Annotated in this window: 18 protein-coding genes; 4 read left to right on the forward strand and 14 right to left on the reverse strand. The window is 38.7% G+C overall.

The features are described from left to right. Positions 1-71 precede the first annotated feature (71 nt). From hag (V6Z54_RS01415) to V6Z54_RS01435, 5 genes are all read right to left on the reverse strand, one after another. A complete protein-coding gene (gene hag, locus V6Z54_RS01415) occupies positions 72-944 on the reverse strand; it encodes a flagellin Hag (protein WP_064498330.1) in 873 nt (290 codons plus the stop codon). A 267-nt stretch (positions 945-1,211) separates the two neighbouring features. Further along, positions 1,212-2,114, reverse strand: coding sequence for a flagellin Hag (gene hag / locus V6Z54_RS01420; protein WP_267586058.1), 903 nt, complete (start codon positions 2,112-2,114; stop codon positions 1,212-1,214). A 230-nt stretch (positions 2,115-2,344) separates the two neighbouring features. Continuing rightward, positions 2,345-3,916 carry a kelch repeat-containing protein gene (locus V6Z54_RS01425; RefSeq protein WP_338527621.1) on the reverse strand — a complete coding sequence of 524 codons (1,572 nt, stop codon included), beginning with the start codon at positions 3,914-3,916 and terminating at the stop codon, positions 2,345-2,347. Positions 3,917-4,018: 102 nt separating this feature from the next. Further along, positions 4,019-5,200, reverse strand: coding sequence for an alanine racemase (gene alr, locus V6Z54_RS01430; RefSeq protein ID WP_338527622.1), 1,182 nt, complete (start codon positions 5,198-5,200; stop codon positions 4,019-4,021). Between the two features lie 173 nt (positions 5,201-5,373). Beyond that, on the reverse strand, positions 5,374-6,003 hold the full coding sequence (locus V6Z54_RS01435) for a hypothetical protein (RefSeq protein WP_338527623.1): 630 nt from the start codon (positions 6,001-6,003) through the stop codon (positions 5,374-5,376). A gap of 119 nt (positions 6,004-6,122) precedes the next feature. Between V6Z54_RS01435 and V6Z54_RS01440 the strand changes: the two genes are divergently transcribed. Then, positions 6,123-6,479, forward strand: coding sequence for a hypothetical protein (locus V6Z54_RS01440; RefSeq protein WP_155761588.1), 357 nt, complete (start codon positions 6,123-6,125; stop codon positions 6,477-6,479). 46 nt (positions 6,480-6,525) lie between these two features. Here V6Z54_RS01440 and V6Z54_RS01445 read toward each other — a convergent pair whose 3' ends face one another. The 6 genes from V6Z54_RS01445 to V6Z54_RS01470 all read right to left on the reverse strand — a co-directional run bounded on the left by V6Z54_RS01445 (position 6,526) and on the right by V6Z54_RS01470 (position 10,491). Next, positions 6,526-6,975 carry a GyrI-like domain-containing protein gene (locus V6Z54_RS01445; RefSeq protein ID WP_269104386.1) on the reverse strand — a complete coding sequence of 150 codons (450 nt, stop codon included), beginning with the start codon at positions 6,973-6,975 and terminating at the stop codon, positions 6,526-6,528. Positions 6,976-7,149: 174 nt separating this feature from the next. Next, on the reverse strand, positions 7,150-7,383 hold the full coding sequence (locus tag V6Z54_RS01450) for a hypothetical protein (protein ID WP_073980057.1): 234 nt from the start codon (positions 7,381-7,383) through the stop codon (positions 7,150-7,152). 99 nt (positions 7,384-7,482) lie between these two features. Beyond that, entirely contained in the window at positions 7,483-7,620 is a 138-nt protein-coding gene (locus V6Z54_RS01455) for an aspartate phosphatase (protein ID WP_095408252.1), read from the reverse strand. Further along, positions 7,610-8,743: a Rap family tetratricopeptide repeat protein gene (locus V6Z54_RS01460; RefSeq protein WP_039177907.1), complete on the reverse strand. Its 1,134-nt coding sequence runs from the start codon at positions 8,741-8,743 to the stop codon at positions 7,610-7,612. Before V6Z54_RS01460 ends, V6Z54_RS01455 begins: the two co-directional genes overlap by 11 nt. A 129-nt stretch (positions 8,744-8,872) precedes the next feature. After that, complete coding sequence (locus tag V6Z54_RS01465; RefSeq protein WP_338527624.1) at positions 8,873-9,292, reverse strand: GNAT family N-acetyltransferase; 420 nt, start codon at positions 9,290-9,292, stop codon at positions 8,873-8,875. Between the two features lie 41 nt (positions 9,293-9,333). Next, a complete protein-coding gene (locus V6Z54_RS01470; RefSeq protein WP_041085105.1) occupies positions 9,334-10,491 on the reverse strand; it encodes an MFS transporter in 1,158 nt (385 codons plus the stop codon). 121 nt (positions 10,492-10,612) lie between these two features. Between V6Z54_RS01470 and V6Z54_RS01475 the strand changes: the two genes are divergently transcribed. Then, positions 10,613-11,503 (forward strand): LysR family transcriptional regulator, encoded by an 891-nt coding sequence (locus V6Z54_RS01475; RefSeq protein WP_073980055.1) that lies wholly within the window; start codon positions 10,613-10,615, stop codon positions 11,501-11,503. 18 nt (positions 11,504-11,521) lie between these two features. Continuing rightward, a complete protein-coding gene (locus V6Z54_RS01480; RefSeq protein ID WP_073980054.1) occupies positions 11,522-12,085 on the forward strand; it encodes a GNAT family protein in 564 nt (187 codons plus the stop codon). Between the two features lie 4 nt (positions 12,086-12,089). On the opposite strand, the gene V6Z54_RS01485 is transcribed toward V6Z54_RS01480, so the two are convergent. Both V6Z54_RS01485 and V6Z54_RS01490 read right to left on the reverse strand, forming a co-directional pair. Further along, positions 12,090-12,614 carry a DinB family protein gene (locus V6Z54_RS01485; RefSeq protein ID WP_073980053.1) on the reverse strand — a complete coding sequence of 175 codons (525 nt, stop codon included), beginning with the start codon at positions 12,612-12,614 and terminating at the stop codon, positions 12,090-12,092. A gap of 201 nt (positions 12,615-12,815) precedes the next feature. Then, positions 12,816-13,712 (reverse strand): macrolide 2'-phosphotransferase, encoded by an 897-nt coding sequence (locus V6Z54_RS01490; RefSeq protein ID WP_338527625.1) that lies wholly within the window; start codon positions 13,710-13,712, stop codon positions 12,816-12,818. A gap of 594 nt (positions 13,713-14,306) precedes the next feature. Between V6Z54_RS01490 and V6Z54_RS01495 the strand changes: the two genes are divergently transcribed. Beyond that, positions 14,307-14,555 (forward strand): DUF2651 family protein, encoded by a 249-nt coding sequence (locus V6Z54_RS01495; protein ID WP_073980051.1) that lies wholly within the window; start codon positions 14,307-14,309, stop codon positions 14,553-14,555. A 42-nt stretch (positions 14,556-14,597) separates the two neighbouring features. Here the strand turns inward: V6Z54_RS01495 and V6Z54_RS01500 are convergent, their stop codons facing one another. Then, positions 14,598-15,428, reverse strand: coding sequence for an SMI1/KNR4 family protein (locus V6Z54_RS01500; protein ID WP_073980050.1), 831 nt, complete (start codon positions 15,426-15,428; stop codon positions 14,598-14,600). Between the last annotated feature and the right edge of the window lie 81 nt (positions 15,429-15,509).

Raw genomic sequence — 15,509 nt, forward strand, 5'->3', positions numbered from 1 at the left:
AAGAATCATAAGAGTGGAGGAAATTCGAAGAAAAAACATCATAAAAAAAAGCCCCATAAAGGGGCCTTTCATTAACGTAGTAATTGAAGTACGTTTTGTGGCTGTTGGTTCGCTTGTGCAAGCATTGCTTGAGACGCTTGAGAAAGAATGTTGTTCTTTGTGAACTCACTCATTTCTTTCGCCATGTCAACGTCACGGATACGAGACTCAGCAGCTGTTAAGTTTTCACCAGAAGCACCAAGGTTGTTGATTGTGTGCTCTAGACGGTTTTGGACTGCACCAAGTTTAGAACGTTGGTCTGAAACTTGTTTAATTGCATTATCAACGATATCTAGTTGATCATCGAAGCTAGTAGTTGCAAAATCAGTTACTTTAATAGCAGATACTGTTTTAGTAGCATCAGTTGGGTCTGTTCCAAGTTTATCAGCAGACATTGCTTTGATGTTTACATCTAATTTTTGAGCTTTGTTTGCACCAATTTGGAAAGTTAATGTAGCTGTTTCAAAGTCACCATTCAACAATTTTTTACCGTTGAATTCAGTACGATCAGAAATACCATTTCCATCCGTACCGCCGCCAATCTCTTTGACAAGGTTACTGATTTCTTCTTGAATTGCACCAAGGTCAGTTCCATCTTGTGTACCAGTATTTCCAGCTTGAACCACTAGTTCACGAACACGTTGAAGAATTGCATGAGTTTCAGTTAATGCACCTTCAGCTGTTTGGATAAGAGAGATACCGTCTTGTGCGTTTTTAGAAGCCATTTCTAATCCGCGGATTTGTCCACGCATTTTTTCAGAGATTGCAAGACCTGCTGCGTCATCTCCTGCACGGTTGATTTTAAGACCAGAAGAAAGTTTCTCCATGTTCTTTTGGCTTGCACCGTTGTTTGCAGATAAACGGTTTAATGTGTTAAGTGCTGCGATATTGTGGTTAATTCTCATTTCCTATTACCTCCATGTATATGGGACCTGACAGACATCCTTGTCTGAAAAAAGTCCTTGTTTCTAGGGCTTATCAACCCTGACAATTCTTTTATCGGATTATTTCACAGGAAGTTTAACATTCTTTCATATTTATTGATCATTTTTATATATCTTTATTCACTATTTAGTTTTATAAAGATTTCAATTCTGTTATTCGTTCAAATGATTATCATATAGCCTTTATTAATGAATACGAACAAAAAAGCCCCTTTAAGGGGCCTGTCATTAACGTAGTAATTGAAGTACGTTTTGTGGCTGTTGGTTCGCTTGTGCAAGCATTGCTTGAGACGCTTGAGAAAGAATGTTGTTCTTTGTGAACTCACTCATTTCTTTCGCCATGTCAACGTCACGGATACGAGACTCAGCAGCTGTTAAGTTTTCACCAGAAGCACCAAGGTTGTTGATTGTGTGCTCTAGACGGTTTTGAACCGCACCTAGTTTAGAACGTTGGTCTGAAACTTGTTTGATTGCACCATCTACGATGTCTAGTTGTTGATCAAATGTAAGTGTTGGTGTAGGAGCAGCGAATTGTGTAACATCAAGGTTAGAGATCGCTTGTCCAGCTACAAGAGTTCCATCTGCTTGAGTAGCACCAAGTTTGTCAGAAGACATTGCTTCGATATTTACATCTAATTTTTGAGCTTTGTTTGCACCAATTTGGAAAGTTAATGTAGCTGTACCATCAGCAAAATCACCATTCAACAACTTTTTACCGTTGAACTCAGTACGGTCAGAGATACCATTTTTATCAGTACCGTTACCAATTTCTTGAACTAGATTGTTGATTTCTTCTTGAATTGCACCAAGGTCAGTCCCATCTTGTGTACCAGTGTTTCCAGCTTGTACAACTAGTTCACGAACACGTTGAAGGATTGAGTGAGTTTCAGTCAATGCACCTTCAGCTGTTTGGATAAGAGAGATACCGTCTTGTGCGTTTTTAGAAGCCATTTCTAATCCGCGGATTTGTCCACGCATTTTTTCAGAGATCGCAAGACCTGCTGCGTCATCTCCTGCACGGTTGATTTTAAGACCAGAAGAAAGTTTCTCCATGTTCTTTTGGCTCGCACCGTTGTTTGCAGATAAACGGTTTAATGTGTTAAGTGCTGCGATATTGTGGTTAATTCTCATTTTCTATTACCTCCATGTATGTGGGACCTGACAGACGTCCTTGTCTGAAAAAAGTCCTTTATTCTAGGGCTTATCAACCCTGACAATTCTTTTATCGGATGTGTTTATAGGATGTTTAGCAGATTTTTTAAAAGATATCACATTTTTTCATGACGTTAATCCTAATTTTAACAATTTTATAAAAATTAAAGCTGCTGATCTCTTATCAGCAGCTTTATCATTTATGAATTTCAGTATTGCTTGATATCAAACATTAAGATATTTTGGTACACGACATAATCCTTCTTACTTGTGAAAGGATCTTTATTGTGTTCATCATTGATTTCATAGAAGTTCATACCAATTCCAAAGCTTCTTTCTTTGTACCAGTTAAGAAAATCGTGGATTTCTTTCATTGAGAGCAGATAATCCTTTTGCAGTCCATTGATCATGGTAATAGAAAGTATACCTTTCGTTGCTTCTTCACCAGGTTTTGTGCCGTCTTGATCTTTCGGTTCTTCAGTTGTGCCATCATCAGGCTTTGTCCCGTTCTGATCTTTTGGTTCTTCTGTTGCCCCATCACTAGGCTTCGTGCCGTCCTGATCTTTCGGTTCTTCTGTTGCCCCATCACCAGGTTTTGTGCCGTCCTGATCTTTCGGTTCTTCTGTTGCCCCATCACCAGGTTTTGTGCCGTCCTGATCTTTCGGTTCTTCTGTTGCCCCATCACCAGGTTTTGTGCCGTCCTGATCTTTCGGTTCTTCTGTTGCATCTTCATCTGGCTTTGCTTCATCTTCAGTTATTTGCAAGTCACTTAATGGAATAGAAATCACTGATTTGTAATCACTTTTTGCAGAAAAATTCCCCATATAATATGAGTAGTCACGTCCGCCAATGACATACAATTGATCATCTACAATTGCTGCGACAGCTGATACTCTACCTTCTGGTAAATCATACGCTGAATTTTTAAATTGACCATCTTTTGGATTGAAAATTTGAACTTTATTCAGTATTTCACTTGAACGATCACCAGTCCGCTGTCCACCAATAACGAAGAATTTCTTATTATATGTTTCGTAAGCTGGTTCAAATACATATGAAGTTAAGTCACTATCTTTTAATTTACTCCATTTATCTGATGAAATATCATACTGGAACAAAGATCTTTCTCTACTATGCCCAATCGAATTTTCTCCACCTGCAACATATATTTTGCCGTCAATTGCAGAAATGGCTCTTCCATTTCGAGATGGTAAAGCCGATGAGTCCAAGCTCTTCCATTCACCAGTGGCAGTATTGAATTGATAGACATTATTTTTATAAGAGTTTTTTGAAGAGACAATATATATATTCTCTTTCACTGCAACTGCGTACAAAGTTCCCTTGCTATAAGTTGAAAATACAGGGTCTCTTGGAATTTGAATCGGTTCTTCAGCCCACTGATCAAGTTCTGCATCATAAATATCAATCGTATTATAAGCTACATTTGTCTCTTCGTTTATTCCACCTATGAGATAGATTTTTTTACCAACTGTAGCATATGTACCACCTGTTCTATTTCTCGGCATGCTAGTTTTTTCTTCCCACACATCTTTCTTAGGGTCATACATAAATGTTTGATTATTTAACTTATTTTTTTCACTTGCTCCACCAAACACATAAATCTTTCCATCTACTACTCCTACCCCAGCATTAATACGTTCTTCTGGTAAATCAGCTCGTTTAGTCCATCCAGTTGAATTTTCAGCTGCATTCGCTTTGAATGGACTAATGGTACTTATTAAAAGAAGTACCAAGATAAATAGTAAAAATCTTTTTTTCATTTTTTCTTCCTCCAGTTCATGACATTCCCTCCTTTTATCGTCCTTATTTTTACTTTTTTTATCATTAAAGGTTATTATTAATCAATTTTTATGATGAAATCCTCACACATACATCACCGGTGTCGATATTTTAATAATCTTCCCGCCTCGACGGTAAAATCTTGGGACGCGGCGGCTTAAGGTGGCGATGACTTCGTAGTTGATCGTATTGAGCATTTCGGCGATTTCATCGACAGAAATTTCTCCGCCCTTTTGACGACCATATATAACGACTTCCTCGCCTTGCTTTGCTTTCATTTCTCCTAAACTGATCATGGTCATATCCATTGTGACTCGGCCAGCAATCGGCATTCGTTTTCCGCGGAAAAGCATAAATCCTCGATTTGATAAGGCTCGTGAGTACCCATCTGCATAACCAATCGGTATGGTCGCAATAACTTCATCAGGCTTTGCTACATAGGTTGCCCCATAGCTGACGGTCCTAGGTTTTGTGACCATTTCTTTTACAAAAGCAATTCTTGCCTTTAAGCTTAGAGCCGGTTCCAATTGAACAGCGTCTAAGCTTTGAATATATTGAGAGGGATACAGTCCATAAAGTCCGATACCAAGCCGGATCATATCGGCGCTAAATTCAGGAAACGCAATCGAAGCAGCTGTATTGTTCATATGTACGGTCGGCAGTTTGATCCCTTCTTCTTTCAAAAACCGAAGAAAATCAATGAAGATGCTGTGCTGAAGCAACGTAAAATCAGGGTCAGGCTCATCCGCAGTGGAAAAATGCGTAAATATTCCATCCCATCTCAGGTTTTCACTCTCTTCAAGCGCCCTCACCACCTCTAACAGCTCTTCCTTTGTCCGTACACCTAATCGGCCCATCCCCGTATCGACATTGACATGAATCCCAAGCCGGGGCAGACTTTCTTCTTCTGCTAAAATCTCATTTGCTTGAACAATCCAGTCTTCACGAAGGCCGGATAGGTCAATTCTCCAGGTTGCAGCTCTTTTCACACAGTCGAGCGGGGTAAATCCAAGGACGAGAATCGGTGCTTCAATTTTTGCTCTCCGCAATACAATGCCTTCTTCCAAGCTGGCAACTGCAAGCTCTGTCGCACCGCTTTCTAATGCCTGCCGCGCAACCTCCACGGAACCGTGCCCATATGCATTCGCCTTCACGACAGCCATGATTTTACTTTTCTTTGGAATATGCGCTTGAATGGCTTCGATATTTCTTTTAATCGCATCAAGATTGACCTCGATCCAGACTTCCCTACAAAGCTTTTGCATGTATGTTTCCTCCAGTCATTTCGATATCAATGTTCGTTTTCGTGTCTAGTCTATCTTTATTCATTTTTGAGAAAAACATTCAACCGCAATGACTGAACCAGCTTTTGTCTTGATGGACATAAAAAAAGAAACCACCTCAAATGGTGATTTCTTCTTTATGGGACAGTCATTTATTAAACCGCAGATTTCATCATTGAATCAATTTCATGATAAATCTCCTTCAGATTTTCTCGTTCAGTCAAATATTCGGCAGTGCTCTTACGAACAGGCACATCAAAAGCCAGAAAGGTGAGCGTGATCGTTGATGATTCCTGATCATTCATAGTTAATCTCAATTCAAGTGTCGAGATCTCTTCATTATTATCACTCTCAACAGATTGTTCAATCGGCACACCATCTTCTAACATGTCAACTTGTTTCAACTCTTTCAAGGAAAGCTCAGTGACTTCAAACTTGAATTTTCGAGATGAGCCGCCAGGTTGATGTGTAATAAAGCGTATTACCTTTCGCTCATCATCAATCGCAAAACCTTTATCAACATTTTGTGAAAAGATGTATGTTGAAGCCTGAAACCCGTCTTCTTGAAAAAGCATCATCATTTTATCTAATAATATATTTGGCTCATTCTTTTCTTTTTGCCTTTGCAGCCTTCCCGCTATCCATAAAATGACCATCGCGCCAATGATGCTAAAAACCGTTCCCAACCCGTTACCTATATCTACGAAAACAGTAAAGCCTAAAATAGCAACAATAAAAGCGATTACAATGCCTATGATGAATATCACTCCAGCTCCTCCTGTCATAAACCTTCATTGTTGGTTTAATCATAGTATAGCATCTAGATTTTGATCGAAAAAAAATCTACTATAGACTAAACAGATACTACATTCATTTCACTCTTTAAATAGAAAGGATTTGTATGATGAACCTCTACACGACAGACAAAATCATTGATGCTCTTTATAAAGCCTGGTCCTCTCAATCTAGTTCAAAATGGAGTAAAGACAACCCAGCAAACGGACAATGTGGCGTTACTTCTTTAGTCGTCCATGATCTTTTAGGTGGAAAAATAAACAAGACCGCATTACCCAACGGATGGCACTTTTATAATGTAGTGAATGGAACAAGAATCGACTTTACTTCTTCACAATTCTCTGAGGAAATCGTTTATATGGATGTACCTTCGAATCGAGAAGAAGCATTTCAAGATACGAATGAGGATCAGTATCGTTATTTAAAGGAACGAGTCGTAGAATATTTAAACATATCATATTCATGAAAACAGACCATAAGAGGTCTGTTTTCATTGAAGTTTGATAAAATATTTAAAAGATAGGTAGTAAGAACTCACACACGCCTTCTTCTTCTCTATATCTCTCCATAATAGGTACCTGACGCGTGTTCAATTGATTGTGTTGGATCATTTGAGGCAATTGTCTCCAAAACAACCTCACTTTTTCGGTTGTATGTGTCACTGTAAACACAGCATACTTTCCCCCTTCAAAATGACCAGTCTGAACCATTTGATCATTTGTGAAATCTCTATTTGTCATAAGCATGAGGTCGTATCTGCATTTTTCTGATGGAATTTTTCCAGGATCATCTTGAGGAACACCATATATACCATATTCCTTTAATTCATCATTTAATTGGTGTTGCTTGATCCATTTCTTAAATCTCTTCATCATCTCAAGATTCTCTTTGCTACCATATAATCCTATATTTCTCATATACACCATTTTCATATTCGTTAACATTTCAATTTTGTAATTCATGATTTCCCTCCAACTCGTATTGGAAGACTGGCCAATCATTCCTTACAAACAACGGTAACATCCTTTAAAATAGAATGCAGTAGGATATTAAAAATAATGTAATGTGCGATCTAGATCATACATGTTCTCTGTCATTTTTAAAATAAAAAAGAACGGACTGTAGCCGCTCACTCGTTATTGATTTTCCTTTGAAGATTTAGCACCGAGAAAGACGCCAATCAAATAGATGATTGTTCCGAAAAACAAACCATTTAAAAAACTGATAAACAACATCTTACAAACCAGGCCAACATAATAAGACACTGGCGTCCCCGGAAACACAGCCATATTGAACAGGCTAATCATAAAGGTTAAAGCAAAAAATATAATAAAAATCCTTCTAAAAAATGTTGATTTTAACATTGTCATTTTTACTTCCTCCTTAATATCTTTTCTATGGAAAAAATATTCTTTATTCATAGCATATATTCCGTCTTAAAATAAAAAGCCCTTAAAGGGCTTTTTATTTTATGCAGTGTAACCGATACTTGCAGTATGACCTCTCCTAGCTTCATCATGACTTGCTGTCACTTCAGATGTAAAATAACCAACAATACTGATAACGCTGATCATCACAAATACGACTGATAACGTTTTAAATTTCATACTGACAGTCCCCCCGCTTCACTTGAGTTTGGAAATAAAGAATTTTCTCATAAAAAAGCATCGCATTGTCTTTATCTCCCATTTCATTATAATATTTTGCAGCGTCTTTTGCTAAATCTTCTAGATCAGGATACATTGACTTTATTTCTAGCAATTCCATTATTTTTTCCAACTGTTCAAAATTGTTGTCAACGTATAGCGATCTTAAAAATTTGAATATCAATAACAGCACATGGTCTTTCAGTTTTTCAGATAGTTCTATGCCGTTATTTAAAGCATATATACCTAAATCCTGTTCTTTCTTTTTGAAGTAGGCTTTTGACAACATAATGAGCGGGTCTAAGATTCTATTTAAATGTTCGTATCCCTGCTCTCTAAATGCTCGAATTGAGTCATTAAAGTGAATTATTGCTTGGGCTATTTCTTTGTTATGAAAATAACTCAACCCTAAATTATAGAGTGCTGATCCTTTTAATCGTTTTGTTGAGTTGTCGGCGGCTTTTTCTAGTGCGTGTTGAAAATGGGGTATTGCTTTTTCGGGGCAGCCCATATCTATGTAGTTTAATCCAATCACAAAAGAACATTGTATTTCTCTTACTGTGTATGTATCTTTTTCTCGATAACATTCTATCGCCTGTGCGATATGGTGCATGGACATGTGGGTTTGTTTCATGTGGTAATAGATTTCAGCCATCTTGTAATTGAACTCGGCCCGTTCAATATCGTCACTGACAAGAGACAGCTTTTTTTCTGCCCGTTTATAGAAGGTAATCGCATTTAGGTATTCATAGTTTTCGAATTCATACATGCCGTAGAAAAAATTGAAGTAATACTCGAGCAGTCCTGTTAATTTCTCTTGGTCCCTTTTGATCTTCATTGCGAGTTCCTTGAAGTTGGCCCGCTCTTTCCCATTTTCTAAAGGATTCAAGTAATCAAGCATTAATTTATGTCTGAACTCCATGAGTGAGAAATACAATAATAAATCTTGATTTTCTTCCATATGATCAAGCATTGATTTGATTTCCTCTTTATATGCTTCGGCGTCCGGTACGTTAAATCTTTGAATATGATAATACCATTCATTGATTTTCAAACCGACGTGAGAAGAAAGCACTTTCTCCATCAGCCCTTACCCCTTCCTCTATTTTCCTCATAATGACATATATTATCATTTTATGAACCATTCGACACCGAAAAGAAACCGCAAAAAAGCCCTATAAAGGGCCTTGTGAACGATAAGATAAAATGATTTCTATTCATAAATAAGCACCCAGTATTCTGTCCCAGGTCCTCCTTCTTCTACAACAGCCTTCCAGCCTCTTTTTTGATAAAAAGATAAAGCTTTGTGATTTTCGGAGACACATTTGAGGGTGACCGGTGTTCCCAAAACGTTGATCGCTTGTTTGAGCAGCAGATCGCCAGCCCCTTGACCAGCAGCTTCTGGATGTACAAACAAGAGGTGAATAAATCGATCGGGTACATATAGAGAAATGAATCCGAGGATTTTATTGTTCTCCTCAGCTAAGAAAATTTGCTCTTCCTGCGTATCTTGATCAAAATCTTGCAGATTGAGGTCTTCTGGATTGAGCCAGTGAAAGCTCTGGCGCCTTGATTCTAAATAGATTTGCCTTAATTGTGGACAATCGATCGTTTTTGCTTCTCGAATGAGCAATAGAATTCCCCCGTTTTTATTGAAATGTGAAGCAGCATTATTTAACTTGACACTTCTCCTGCTTTTGTTCCAAGTTTCATTGATAACTGAACGCCAATCATTAACGAGACGATGACAAGCATTGCCACAATGGAAGCATAAAAATGTCCGCTTAGATCGAAAACCAAGCCAATGAAAAACGGACCGAATCCACCCACGATGTACCCGCCCATCTGCGACATCGCAGACCAGGTTCCGGCTTCCTCTGGAGTATTCGTCTCCATAATCGGGAGCATAAGTGCTAAAGGAAACAACCCTCCGGCACCCATACCTAGGAAAATGACGGCTGGCAAGATCGGCATTGGCAGAAGAAGAAAGATAAGGCCAATGAGTTCAGACAGACTGCATAAGATGAGAAATAATTTCGGTTTTCCTAATCGAGTAACGACCGCTGGAACGAGTAGTGCCACTGGAATCTGAATGAGTGTAAATATGGTCAGTAGCATGGCAGCATATTGAGGACTGTTTCCAAAGCTAAGAGCAATCGGTGAAATCCATGCCGTCAAAGAATAAAACATACTGGACATAAAGCCAAAGAACAAGGTGAATTGAATCGCCTTTTTGTTTCTCAGCGGCAATTTTAACGGCAAGGTTACATGATCACTCTGCTCATTTTTGCGAACTAAACCGACCCATAGAATAAGAGCAATCACCCCTAGAAAAGCCCAGCAGGACAAAGCAAACGTAAGGTGTTGCTCACTGCGTAGATAAATCGGAATGGTAAAGCCGGAAGCAAGCGCTGCACCTATTGTCATCGAAATTGAATAGACACTGACAATACCAGGATTTCTCGGGAAATATTTTTTAATAAAACTAGACAATAAAGGACCCGCAAAGCTAATCCCTACACCTCCTGCAAACGCAGTCATGAGAAGGATAGCAACCGATTGGCTTGTACCACGCAGTGCGGTGGCAATCGTGATAAGAAGAATTGAGAAAAACAGAGTTCTTTCTAAACCAAAACGCCGGCTGAGTATCGTCGCAACAGGAGCAAATACCCCCATACAAAGGACAGGCAAAGTGGTCAAAAGACTTGCTGTCAGTGCGTTTACACCAAGCTCTGATTGAATCATGCTCATCATGGAAGCCACGGACGTAATGATTGGACGTAAGTTTAATGCCGCTAAAAATAAAGCGGCTAAATAATATATTTTTTTCATCAATACCCTTCTTTCATCTTGTTAAGGTTACTTTGAGTATAAAACTGCTGCATCCATTGATCAATACAATAAATCGTATTATGATGATAGGAAAATACTATCGTTTCTGAAAGGAGGACAAATGGATACCCGGCATATTACCTATTTTATGGCTGTATATCATCATTTGCATTTTACAAAGGCTGCTGAGCAGCTAGGCATATCACAGCCGACACTTAGCCAGCAAATTCGACTGCTTGAAGCAGAAGTTGGGATGCCGCTCTTTGATCGAATCGGCAAAAAAGTCGTGGCTACTGAAGCTGGTTCGCTGCTTTATCAATATGGCATGAAAATGCTTCAAGCTGAAAGAGATGCAAAAAATGCGATGAAAGAACTATTATCAGAAAAACGAGGAACCGTTCGTCTCGCAGTACTCCCCTCCGATCTTGATTTTCAGCTGGTGCCACTTTTTGTAGAATTTAAAACACTTTACCCCGAAACCAATCTGAAGGCATATTCAAATATCTTCGTGCGTGAAGAAGTCCTTTCGCATAAAGTGGATCTCGGCATCGGGCTGCGAGGTCCTGCGGATAAACGGCTCGTTCAAATTCCACTTGGAAGTGAGCCTTACGAATTATTTGTTCATTCAGAAAGTGATTTAGCCCAAAAGAGTGAAGTGACTTTAGAAGAGCTGACTCAGCATTCGTTGGTCATGTATCCGAAGGGATATCTAGGAAGGGATTTAGTAGATGACGTATGTAAAGAACAGGGTGTTGAACTAGACACTGCCATGGAGGTTGGGTCCGCGTTTTCGCTATTGCAGCTGGTTGAAGCCGGGATCGGTGCAACCATTCAGCCAAGAGGATTACTAAAACATCATTCGACGTGGTCCAATATTGTTTCGATTCCTATTGCTGAGCCAGCACCTGTCCGGCACTTGGAATTAATTTATTATGCAGATCGATTTGTCAGCAAAGCACAACAGCAGCTATCTGAATGGCTGATAGACTTTTTCAAATCAAGAACAAACTAAAAAAAGTGAGGTTAACACATGAAGAATGCAAACAGCATATTTACAATAACAAACCGGGTTGTTATTCGCCAATTTGACAGGCAGGATATTGAAGCATTTTATCAATACCGAGCAAATTCCTCTATTGCAAAATTTCAATCCTGGGAAAACTACACGTACGAAAATGCTGAATCATTTGTTCAACATCAAATGACACAAAAACCTAATCAACCGGGGACGTGGTTTCAATACGCTATTGCCTTATCTGAATCCAATCAGCTGATAGGAGATTGCGCCATTCATACACTTGACAGTGAGCCGAGAATTGTTGAAATAGGTTTTACACTCGCGCCTGAATACCAAGGAATGGGCTATATTCACGAAGCTCTAAGTGCAATTTTCGAATATATTTTTATGACACTAAACAAACATAAAATCATTGCCTTTACAGATGTGCGCAACGAAAAATCCATTCGAGTGCTGGAGCGTTTAGAAATGAGACGCGAAGGACATTTGCTACAAAATTATATGTCGAAGGGACATTGGGTTGATGAATATCAATATGCCATTCTTCAATCTGAGTGGGCCGCTAAGCACCACTAAACATTTATTTCCTATTCAAAATCCCTAAATAAGCGCTCCATGGGCCCACATCGGTTCGATATCGTTCCGCCATGATCCGAACAATCTGGGACATATGTGTGAAATCATGGACAACCCACGCAGAAAGCAATTCGCTCACTTTCACGACCCCAAACTCCGGATGGACGCCCTTTTTCTCTAAATCAAGGCCTGAATGTGTCATACGCTGAATGTATGCCACATTCTCCATCCGCACATGATGAAACTCAGATAATGCTTGTTCTATCTGTCTTTCAGATTGGTTCAAATGAGAATATCGGTCAAACGCAGGAAATGGTGTATTCTCTCCATCAGCAAGAATCACATTTAATCGAGGAATCCAGTTGAATTTCTCTGCTTCAATCAAATGTTCAATGACTTCAACTGGATTCCACGTCCCCTCCCCTTCACGGCTGTGAAGCCAATCCTTCGATAAACCCGACAAAAGACTTTCTAACGTGTGAGGAGTTCGACTCAACATATCCAAAGCTTCATTTAAATTGAAATTCATGTGGTTGCTCCTTTATCCATTTTCTTTATTCTAATGGATTTTGGATAGATTGTAACTCATACCTCAAGACAGATAAAGGTGCTTATGCCTTTTATTTTCTTTGACTATGGATCATTTGATCGATCAACTCAAACATTTTTTTCATGAATTAGATTAAAAAAAGCCCTTTTCAGAGGCTTTTTTTGGATTCGTTCTGATTGATTAGCCCTCGTTTGCCAACATGTACGCTGCAGCTTCATGCATATCTTTCAATCCTGATCTCTGTGCGTACTCGGCCACAGTGATCGCACTTGTAGTCAGAAGTTCTATTATATGTTCATCCATTCCGTGCCAAGTTCTCCCGCCTGCTTTTTCATACGCATGGATAAGTTTTGTTAACCCTTCTGTCCCAAAGAGAAGTTGATGCGACAAAAAGTCTGCAGATACATCACCAACCCCCACTTCAGACCAATCAATCACCCCCGTCACACAATGATTTTCATCAATCAGAATGTGGCCAGGATGCAAATCTCCATGCTTCACTCCCACGAAAGGCGGCCATAAAGAATCTTTAGCTAGCCATTCTTGCCAGCGCTCCCATAAACCGCTGTTAATGGTGTATTGCGATTTGACAAGTTCCATTCGCTGTTTCATTGATCCTCTTAATTCATGAGCACTGAGCATCTCCACACCGATCGTTTTAAAAGGCTGTTGATCTAAAGAATGTACATTCGCTAAAACTCTTCCTAAGGATTCATAATAAACTTGCGGTACATTCGTTGAGTCAAAACTCCACACATACGATTGCTTCTCCACATCAATACTAGCCGCCGGTACCCCCTCTAATTGTTTATAAGCAATCAGACTTTCTGTAAAGATTGACCACTGAGGGATCTGAAATTGAACCTTCTTACTAATATGATCTAATGTCTTTTTTTCTTGTAAGGTATGTTTCATTGATTCAGGTCTGCGAGGCACTCTTAATATCCATTTAACACCATTTGAATCTTCAACATGTGCGACACGGAAATCAACACCTGATTCATTTATTTTGATGGTATTCTCTGAAATTTCTAATCCGTGATGATTGGCTAACTGCTTTAATTCTAGTCTATTCATATCCATTCCTCCAATTGCTCATTTAGTCATGATCAATAGGCATCAACAAAATCATCACAAAAATCCACAAAAGGCTACTTTATGTGTTCAGAGTAAACAAAGCTAGACTTATGCCCTTCTTTGTATTATAAAAACATACAAAAAAGACAGAACAATTATCTGCCTGTCTTCTAGTGAAATTGCATACTTTCCCGCTGAAGATCATTAAAAATGTGCAGACTACCCCGTTTACTCCGTTTGATGAAAACAGAGCCTTTGAACATATGAAATTACTGATTGTTCAAAGTTTGCTGGCGTAATCTTCCTGCATGCATCATCTTTAACCATCCTCCTCTTTGTCATATAAAGTTACTATACTTTATTTAAATATGACTTTCAATAAGACTACAAAAAGAAGGATTTTAAATCATCTAAATTCCCAATGGATTACATATAATATAATAAATGTATTCACTTGTGTTTAGATATGGTTATTGATTCTTTTGTCTAATAAATTTATTAAACTCAAAAACCCGATGTACTATGAATTTTGAGTGTATGAGAGGCAATTAGAACAAATCAAATGTAGCTAAGTTATTTAAAGGGAGAATTGGTATGACTCATTTAGAATTCGCATTCGGCTTGCTTCCAGTAAGTATGATCATCGCTTCTTTTATCGTCACATTGTTTGTACAAAAGGTTTATTTTATGCCAGTTGTGAGCTTTATCATTTTGCTCATCCTGACATTTACACTTTTTAATGTCTCTTTCTTAGGGTGGTCAGTTGTTTACACTTTAGGCTCATTCATTGCTTCATATGTAGCATTATTCATCATGAAAACTTTAAATAAAAAGAGGTCTTAAACCACGTTTTAAAAGCCCTTTTGAGGGGCTTTTATTCTTTCACTATCGTTTTTTCACTGGATGAATGTCTTCTCCCAAAAAAGCGGTATTAGACTCACCACTATTTTCTAGAAACTCCGCTATTTCTTTCAGCTCTTGATTGATACGGTCATTCCTCGGCATATCTGGATTTAACAAAAGAATGGAGTGAACCGTCGTGGCCGCCTCATACAAAACATTCTGATCTTTTATATGTTTGATGCTTTGTTTCATGCGATCGAAAAACCATTCAATCTCTTCAATGTCTTCCATTGGATAATGTGCCATTTTAAAGAGGTTCTGCTGACGAAGGTCTTGTCTCTCAAATATTTGTTCAAGCTCTTCTTTACTGACATACAAATCCGAAGATACCTCATCAATCTCTACAACCTCGATCATCGCATCTTCAGCTGTATATAACTGCTCAATAAAATCATCGAAAGTATCCGCCAGTTTAAAATCGACTCCCATCTCTAAATCAAAATAGTGAATAGGAGGATGTTCCTTCGTTTGTCGATAATCCATTGCGATCCATGTATCTTCTTCTCCGCTGATGATCACAAGCCCCTCCGGCAGCTCCAATTCATCACTTAACTGAGGGCTAGTCATAATTCCATTACCTTTGGCGATTCCTCTTAGATGGTCAAATTGAACATGATCATCTGCCCATGAATTCGGCTTTTCGGTTGGAAAAGCATTACGCACTGTAAAACCACCGTTCCAATCTAAAATGAGCTTTTTGTATGTAGCAGGTAAAGTGACACCAAGTGTCCCCTCTGCTTCACGAATTTGTTCCTCATCTATCTTTTCTAAAGTGAAAGGACTCTCTTCTTCTTTCTCCCAAAATGGTTTCAAAGTGGGGACCTCCTATTTTCTAATTGAGATCAGTATATCATTGACCAACTACTCATTTACCATTTTAAAACTTCAAATTAC

It is taken from the genome of Bacillus sp. MAG717A (assembly GCF_036884855.1).
GTDB classification, from domain to species: Bacteria; Bacillota; Bacilli; order Bacillales; family Bacillaceae; genus Bacillus; species Bacillus safensis.

Coding starts and splice junctions, on each gene's coding strand:
- V6Z54_RS01495 (WP_073980051.1), top strand. CDS start 14,307: ATGACTCATTTAGAATTCGCATTCGGCTTGCTTCCAGTAAGTATGATC.
- alr (WP_338527622.1), bottom strand. CDS start 5,200: ATGCAAAAGCTTTGTAGGGAAGTCTGGATCGAGGTCAATCTTGATGCG.
- V6Z54_RS01485 (WP_073980053.1), bottom strand. CDS start 12,614: ATGAATTTCAATTTAAATGAAGCTTTGGATATGTTGAGTCGAACTCCT.
- V6Z54_RS01440 (WP_155761588.1), top strand. CDS start 6,123: ATGAACCTCTACACGACAGACAAAATCATTGATGCTCTTTATAAAGCC.
- V6Z54_RS01445 (WP_269104386.1), bottom strand. CDS start 6,975: ATGAATTACAAAATTGAAATGTTAACGAATATGAAAATGGTGTATATG.
- V6Z54_RS01490 (WP_338527625.1), bottom strand. CDS start 13,712: ATGAATAGACTAGAATTAAAGCAGTTAGCCAATCATCACGGATTAGAA.
- V6Z54_RS01435 (WP_338527623.1), bottom strand. CDS start 6,003: ATGACAGGAGGAGCTGGAGTGATATTCATCATAGGCATTGTAATCGCT.
- V6Z54_RS01470 (WP_041085105.1), bottom strand. CDS start 10,491: ATGAAAAAAATATATTATTTAGCCGCTTTATTTTTAGCGGCATTAAAC.
- V6Z54_RS01475 (WP_073980055.1), top strand. CDS start 10,613: ATGGATACCCGGCATATTACCTATTTTATGGCTGTATATCATCATTTG.
- V6Z54_RS01460 (WP_039177907.1), bottom strand. CDS start 8,743: ATGGAGAAAGTGCTTTCTTCTCACGTCGGTTTGAAAATCAATGAATGG.
- V6Z54_RS01450 (WP_073980057.1), bottom strand. CDS start 7,383: ATGACAATGTTAAAATCAACATTTTTTAGAAGGATTTTTATTATATTT.
- hag (WP_267586058.1), bottom strand. CDS start 2,114: ATGAGAATTAACCACAATATCGCAGCACTTAACACATTAAACCGTTTA.
- V6Z54_RS01455 (WP_095408252.1), bottom strand. CDS start 7,620: ATGAAATTTAAAACGTTATCAGTCGTATTTGTGATGATCAGCGTTATC.
- hag (WP_064498330.1), bottom strand. CDS start 944: ATGAGAATTAACCACAATATCGCAGCACTTAACACATTAAACCGTTTA.
- V6Z54_RS01425 (WP_338527621.1), bottom strand. CDS start 3,916: ATGAAAAAAAGATTTTTACTATTTATCTTGGTACTTCTTTTAATAAGT.
- V6Z54_RS01480 (WP_073980054.1), top strand. CDS start 11,522: ATGAAGAATGCAAACAGCATATTTACAATAACAAACCGGGTTGTTATT.